Origin of the sequence: Photorhabdus stackebrandtii (assembly GCF_011189495.1) — a bacterium.
Lineage (GTDB): Bacteria > Pseudomonadota > Gammaproteobacteria > Enterobacterales > Enterobacteriaceae > Photorhabdus > Photorhabdus khanii.
On sequence record NZ_PUJV01000062.1, the window covers coordinates 1 to 6315 of the forward strand.

Annotated in this window: 6 protein-coding genes and 1 pseudogene; 3 read left to right on the forward strand and 4 right to left on the reverse strand. The window is 56.8% G+C overall.

Going from position 1 to position 6315, the window contains the following annotated elements; genetic code table 11:
- From C5470_RS21075 to C5470_RS21085, 4 genes and pseudogenes are all read right to left on the reverse strand, one after another.
- On the reverse strand, nucleotides 1–204 hold a 204-nt coding region (locus C5470_RS21075), incomplete at its 3' end, for a hypothetical protein (protein WP_166291719.1).
- 193 nt (nucleotides 205–397) lie between these two features.
- On the reverse strand, nucleotides 398–1402 hold the full coding sequence (gene xerC, locus C5470_RS21080) for a site-specific tyrosine recombinase XerC (RefSeq protein ID WP_339917187.1): 1005 nt from the start codon (nucleotides 1400–1402) through the stop codon (nucleotides 398–400).
- 105 nt (nucleotides 1403–1507) lie between these two features.
- Nucleotides 1508–1816 (reverse strand): annotated as a pseudogene (locus C5470_RS23120) (site-specific integrase); the annotation flags it as partial.
- A 333-nt stretch (nucleotides 1817–2149) separates the two neighbouring features.
- Complete coding sequence (locus tag C5470_RS21085; RefSeq protein WP_166291723.1) at nucleotides 2150–5062, reverse strand: CHC2 zinc finger domain-containing protein; 2913 nt, start codon at nucleotides 5060–5062, stop codon at nucleotides 2150–2152.
- Between the two features lie 132 nt (nucleotides 5063–5194).
- Between C5470_RS21085 and C5470_RS21090 the strand changes: the two genes are divergently transcribed.
- From C5470_RS21090 to C5470_RS21100, 3 genes are all read left to right on the forward strand, one after another.
- Nucleotides 5195–5557 (forward strand): helix-turn-helix domain-containing protein, encoded by a 363-nt coding sequence (locus tag C5470_RS21090; protein ID WP_046976653.1) that lies wholly within the window; start codon nucleotides 5195–5197, stop codon nucleotides 5555–5557.
- A gap of 77 nt (nucleotides 5558–5634) precedes the next feature.
- On the forward strand, nucleotides 5635–5955 hold the full coding sequence (locus C5470_RS21095) for a SymE family type I addiction module toxin (RefSeq protein ID WP_166291725.1): 321 nt from the start codon (nucleotides 5635–5637) through the stop codon (nucleotides 5953–5955).
- Between the two features lie 14 nt (nucleotides 5956–5969).
- Entirely contained in the window at nucleotides 5970–6167 is a 198-nt protein-coding gene (locus C5470_RS21100; protein WP_166291727.1) for a DUF7706 family protein, read from the forward strand.
- Nucleotides 6168–6315: the final 148 nt, after the last annotated feature.

Genomic DNA, 6315 nt, shown 5'->3' on the forward strand with positions numbered 1-6315 from the left:
TTTTAGCACTGATACTGACAGCAGCGGGTGAGCGAGCGAACCCGGTGCGCCTCTGGGGCTGAGAAGCTCAACCCGGCGGCCAGCCGCACGCTGTTGTTGAGGTGACCGCGCAGCGCCCTTGGGTGGGCGGCGCCGACATAATGTTCCGTTACGCGTTGGCGGGCCGTTCAGGCCCGCTTTCGCGTAATGCCACATTATGTTCAATGGCGGCCGACCGGCAACGATTGTGACAGAGAACGCCGAAGTTCAGCGCCGGGCGGGCGGCATTTACCGCCGGGCACGCCGATGGTAGGGAGGCAGTCCGTGCGCAGGGACGCGCACGGTCTGCCTTTCACTGCACCCCACACGCTCACAGGGAACCGGCTAACATTCAAGATTGTCCGGCTGCTGGGTGCGGTCAGTTCGGCTGTTTACTGTCCGGCTTGTCGCTATTCACAGACCCGTCATCGGGCGGCGTGTTCGGTTTGGATTTCCGTTCTGCCGGATGCGTCTGTTCGTGTACTTCCTTTAAGTGACCGATTGCCACCCGCGTATAGATTTGGGTGGTTTCCAGCTTTTCATGCCCCAGTATCGCCTGGATGTGCCGGGTGTCCGCGCCGTTCTCCAGCATCTGCGTCGCCATTGAGTGGCGGAACAGATGGCAGGCCCCCGGTTTAGCCAGTTGCGCCTGTTTACGGATGCTGTCGGCGGCTATCTGGGTTAACGTGCCTCTGGCCAGTCCCCGGCCTTTCTTAGTGATAAACAGGTGACCGCTGTCCCCCCGCCGCGTTAACTCGGGCCGGACGCTGAGCCAGCGACTTAACCAGTGCAGCGCCTGTTCGCCGATGGGCACTACCCGGTCTTTACCGCCTTTACCCTGTCTGACCATCACCACGCCGCGCCCGAAGTCCACCTCGCTTAACAGCAGGTTCGCCACTTCCATCCGCCGGATACCGGTACTCCACAGCACTTCAAGGATAGCCCGGTTTCTCAGGCCCGTGAGTGTGTCGATACTGGCGGCGGCTAATACCGTGTGGGTTTCGTCTTCATTCATCACCTGCGCCGGCAGCCGTTTTTCTTCTCTTGGCAATACCATGTTATCCGTCGGGTTATACAGGATATGGTGACGTTGCAACAGCCAGCGGAACCACTGACGTAAGACACTCAGGCGGTCCCGCTGACTGCCCGGGCTGTAGGGCTGGCCGTTCGCTTTACGGGAGCTTCTCAGCCAGCGCTGGTAACTTTCCAGCAACGGCAGGCTGACCTGCGGTGCGGTCATTACTCCACGCGCTTCGCACCAGTTGACGAACGGCAACAGCCGCTCTTCATAGGACTCTTGAGTCCGTTCGCTTAAGCCCTGTCCCCGCACGGCTTCCAGCCAGGCGGCCAGATGCTGGCGTAAGGTGGCGAAGCGGGCCGGTATGGCGTCGGGTTGACCGTGGGTCTCCGTCACCGAGGGGCGTTTTTTTCTGTCTGGCGCGGCCAGTGTTGCCGCCGGGCTGGTCGGGATAGCGTGCTGTTGCTGCAACCAGTCGAACCACAGGCGTAAGGCGCGCAGGCGTCGGCGCTGACTGTCCGGCGGGTAGGGCTGGCCGTTGGCTTTGCGGTACCGGGCCAGATATTGCTGCCAGTTTTCCAGTAACGGTTCGGTGACCTGAGCCGCAGATATTACGCCCTGTTCCTGACACCAGTTGACGAACGGTGACAGCCGTTCATGACGGGCGGACTGGCTCTTTTGACTCGCCCCCTGCAACAGCAGGTTATCCAGATACGCGTCCAGATGCTGGCGCAGGGTCAGCGGGCGGGGGTTGGATTGATGTTTAACGGGTGATGACATGATGGGATTTCCTGTAGGGAACAGCGGTTAATGGTTATCGGTGTGTGATGCATCACTACGGTACGATGGCTTGATTGTTAAGTGGCCGGAACAGTCCTTTTCTGTCTGCCCAGACTTGCGAGTTATTCAACCCTTTGCTACTGCGGCTTGCAGCCGGTTTTGGCGAACCAGACTTGACCCCGACTTGGGGCAGACTTGACCCTGACTTGCCTTCATTTGAGCCAGACTTGCACAAGTCATATTCACACTTTCCTGTATCCGGCTTTCGGGTTCGTTGATGAAGGGGGAGTACGGTACGACGGCCTGATTTTTAGGAGGCCGGAACAGTCCTTTTCAGGCTCGCCCGACTTGTGAACCATTCAGCCCTTTGTCACTGCGGCTTGCAGCCGGTTTTGGCGAACCCGACTTGGCCCTGACCTGGGGCAGACTTGACCCCGACTTGCTTTCATCCGAGCCAGACTTGCACGAGTCATACACACTATTGGCATCCTGATTTTCCGGTTCAATCAGACCGCACAGGTGGGCTTCCTCCGTTTTATCGCCATCCCATAACAGTTCATATTGCAACAGATGGCCGCGGCTGCCGCCATGTATCAACAGATATTCCATGTCACTTAAGCGCTGACAGTGGAGTTTAAGCTGGCTGTCACTCCAGTGGGTATAACTGCGGATATCCCGGCGGGTAAAACGGACTGCGTTCACCGGGCGTTGCTGCATTGCCGCCGTCTCTTTCACCATTGCCTGTATCAGCAACAGCAGCTTACGGGTCTGCGGCGGCATCTCATCCAGCGTGCGGCCTAATATCTCGTGGGCCAGCCGGTTTGCTAAGCTAATATCGTCTTTGGTCACCTCGATATATTCAAGCCGTTTGCCCCGGTGTTCCGCGGTCTTCACCTCGCGCTGGTATTGATGCAGCAGGGCGATACTTTGTATCAGGGTGAGATATTTCATGTGGTCGCGTCGGGTGCGGGTTTTATCGCTCATGAACGTTAACTGTGACGCATAAGGGTTAACGACATTCAGCGGGCGTAACAGCCGCTGGGCGTTCTGATGCAGGTCGGTGATATAGGTCTTTTCATTCTCCGCCAGTAAGCCTTCGAGGGTCTGCTTATGGCGCTGCAACGCGTGGATAGCTTCGGTCTGTTCCCGCGATTCGTTCACGGTCAGCACCAGACAGCGGTTTAACAGCTCTTCATCGACATCAATCGCCGTGGTGGTGAGCATCAGCATCACCGGCCCTTTCACCGTGTACTGTTTGGTCACCAGATTCCCGCTGGCGTCGTCTTTACCGGTGCTGGCAATGGTCAGTTCGCCGTCGCTTTGCAACAGTTTGAGCGCATAGGCGGCCTGCCGTACCCCTTCCTCTTCGGCAATGGCTAAGATTTTATGCTGGAGATTGGTTTCGCCCAGATAGAACAGACTCTGGCCGGTCATGGCGCTGTATTGCAGGCGTTCTTCTTCCGGTATCAGATTGAGTACGGCATCCATCAGTGAACTTTTCCCGGCGGCGCTACTGCTCTGTATCAGCACGGCCAGCGGACGGTCCAGCTTGCGACTGACCGCCGCTAAGTAACCGGCCAGCAGGTTGGTGCTTTCCCCCACCACGCCACAGGCGGCTAAGTCAGCGGTGATACGCTCGCTCAGTTTCGGGTCTTGCAGCAGCGCCAGCGCCGCTGCCCGCTGGTCCTCGCTCAGTTCGGGAACCGGCTGGGTTTCGGTTTGTTCACCGACACCGGCCTGTTGACACTGTTCCAGTACCAGCAACACCTGCCCCAGCGCCCGGCGCAGGTCGCCTTCGGCCAGCCCGAGTTCGGTGGCGGCCAGTCGCGCATACCCGCCCCGGCTGCGGGCGCTCATCATGTCCACGCTGTCCGCGAACATCACGCCGCTGTCGGTATCAACCACCTGAACATTCACTTTCATCACCGCCGCCCCGGCTTTCACCTGTGACAGGCCGCGGATACCCCACTGTTGTGTGCCGAGGGTGAGGGATATCTCGCCGTTAGCGCCGGTTTCCCAGACCACATTCGGCATCGACGGCAACGCCGCTATACTGGCGGCTAAGGTGCTGACTGTGTCCGGCACCGGAACCGGCTGGTGTTCAGCCAGCGCGGCCCGCTCTGTGGCGGTGGTTGCCTGTATTTCCGCCGCATCCTGCATCGGCACGGCACTGTCGAGCAACAACCCGAAGGCCCGTTCCGGCTCGGCGACCTGACACAGATAACCGTTGGCATCCATGCCCTCGGGGAACACCACCCGGAACACGGTGATACCGACGGCGGTTAGTTCAGCGGCCAGTTTTACCGCCGCTTCATTGCCTGCCGGATCATTGTCGTAGGCGATCAAGACCTGCTTAACGCCATGCCGCTGAAACGCCTGCCGCATCTCATCGGTGAAGCCGTTCACCCCATAGGCGGCGGTGACATGGCGGTGACCGGCTACCCAGAACGACAGGGCGTCGATCAAGGATTCACAGAGGATGACCGCCCCTGAACTGATCAGCGCCGGCTCATTCCATATCCCGCCATGTGCGCCGGGAAGGTACAGATGCAGCGGCGTTCCGCTGCGTAAGCGGTCGGTGATTTTGCGCCCGTAGATCTCACGGATCTGGCCGTTCGGGTCGATAACCGGTATGACCAGCGAACCGGTAAAGTGCTCGTGCCCGCTGTCGCGCATCAGCCCCACGGCCCGAAGACGGGCGCGGATCTGTGCGCCGGCCTGCACCGCCTTGATGGGCAGGCGATAGGCTAACGTGCGGTTGGCAAAGCCCAGTTTAAACCGGGCGACTAATTCCGGGTGGTTGAGCCGCCGTTTTTCCAGATAAGCCAGGGCTTCGGGGGCATTCAACAGCGTATGATGGTAGAACCCGACGACCCGACTGAGCAGCGCCTGCCGTCCGGCGTCATCATCGGCCAGCATGGCGGGCTCATCCGGTTGCACCAGCGGCGCCACCGAGGGGTTATCTCCCAGTATCCCGCGCAACTGTTCCACGGCCCGGCGCAGACTTAAGCCTTTGGTTTTCATGACCCAGTCCAGCACTGAGCCGCCGGCATCACAGCCAAAACAGTGATAAAGATTTTTTGCCGGTGAGATAACCATTGACGGGGTTTTCTCCTCATGGAACGGGCACAGCAGCACGTAATCTTTGCCGCGTTTAAAGAGCTGTCGCCCCTGTTGCTCCACCACGGCAACTAAGGAGACGGCGGCTTTCAGGTGCTGTAATTCTGCTTCCGGGATGCGTGCCATAAGTTTGTTCCTTTAGAACCTTGTCAAGACCACTAATATGTTTTATTATGGCACATATATATGTACTATCGTCAAGTGGATATTAATCAAGGGGGTAAAATCATGAGTCACTCGGTTTACTGGTGCTTATCTATGCCCTTATCTGAACGACTCATTGCTTTACGTAAGCAACGTAGCTTATCTCAGCAGGCGATGGCTGATGCTATTGGGATTCATGCTAATAGCTGGAAGAAGTACGAGACAGGGCAGGCTCAGCCTTCCCTCGATGTATTGAAGAAGATCGCGACTTCGCTGAATGTCAGCACGGACTTTTTGTTATTTGATGAACATGAACGTGTGCCAGTTGATGAACTTTCCTTGCAGTTTGAAGCCATCAGCCAGCTTCCTGATGATGAACAGAGTATTGTTCGTGAAGTGCTGGAGAGTTTAATTATCAAGTATCAGTCCCGACGTTGGGATTCAGCCAGACAGGCAGCGAAGAAGAAAGAAGAGTAACGAATAAAGCTAACGCGGGTTGCCAGTGCGCCAACACTGACAACCCGCTCACCACAGCAACTATAGGAGTAGTGACTATGGCTAAGGCGCATTCTAAGACAGAAGTGGCAGTAAATAAAGCTGCAAAAACAGAACGTTATTACACGGTGGGTTATGTGCCGAACGGTAACCGGGTAAACAAGGCCACACCGGCGATACATCTGAAGGGGCAGTGGCTGAGACAGGCGGGGTTTAATACCGGGGGTCAGATTACGGTGAAGGTGATGGACGGTTGTCTGGTGCTGATTCCTGACAGTGAGGCCACGCAACAACAGCATCAGCAATACCAGCGACAACAGGCCCAACTGCGGGAGATTAAGCAGCAGATGCGGGCGTTGATAACCGGTTTTGTGGGTTAAGGGGAGAGCATGAGATGACGATAGCGATTGAACATTTACAGGACATTCAGTTAACTCACATTGAAGCGCTGGCCTTAGCCCAACTGGTTAAGCGGCTGTGCTGGGCGGAGATACGGGCCTGTGCCGTGAATGACGAGGAAGCGTATCAGATTAAGGATGCGATCTCTAAGCTCCAATCGGCATTGGCTTACCGTGGGTATTCACCAAGATAGATCATGAGAAGACCGGAAGATCTCGAAGGGTCTTCCGGTTTTGATTCGAATCATTATTGAGTTAAAACATCTAAATCAAAATGTTCTGGTTGGAAACCTCTGCTAACAACAAATTCAAAAAAATCCTCTTTTATTGATTCAATGCTTC

Bases quoted from the DNA above. Each gene is read 5' to 3' on its own strand.
- C5470_RS21085 (WP_166291723.1), bottom strand. From the start codon at position 5,062: ATGGCACGCATCCCGGAAGCAGAATTACAGCACCTGAAAGCCGCCGTC.
- C5470_RS21090 (WP_046976653.1), top strand. From the start codon at position 5,195: ATGCCCTTATCTGAACGACTCATTGCTTTACGTAAGCAACGTAGCTTA.
- C5470_RS21095 (WP_166291725.1), top strand. From the start codon at position 5,635: ATGGCTAAGGCGCATTCTAAGACAGAAGTGGCAGTAAATAAAGCTGCA.
- C5470_RS21100 (WP_166291727.1), top strand. From the start codon at position 5,970: ATGACGATAGCGATTGAACATTTACAGGACATTCAGTTAACTCACATT.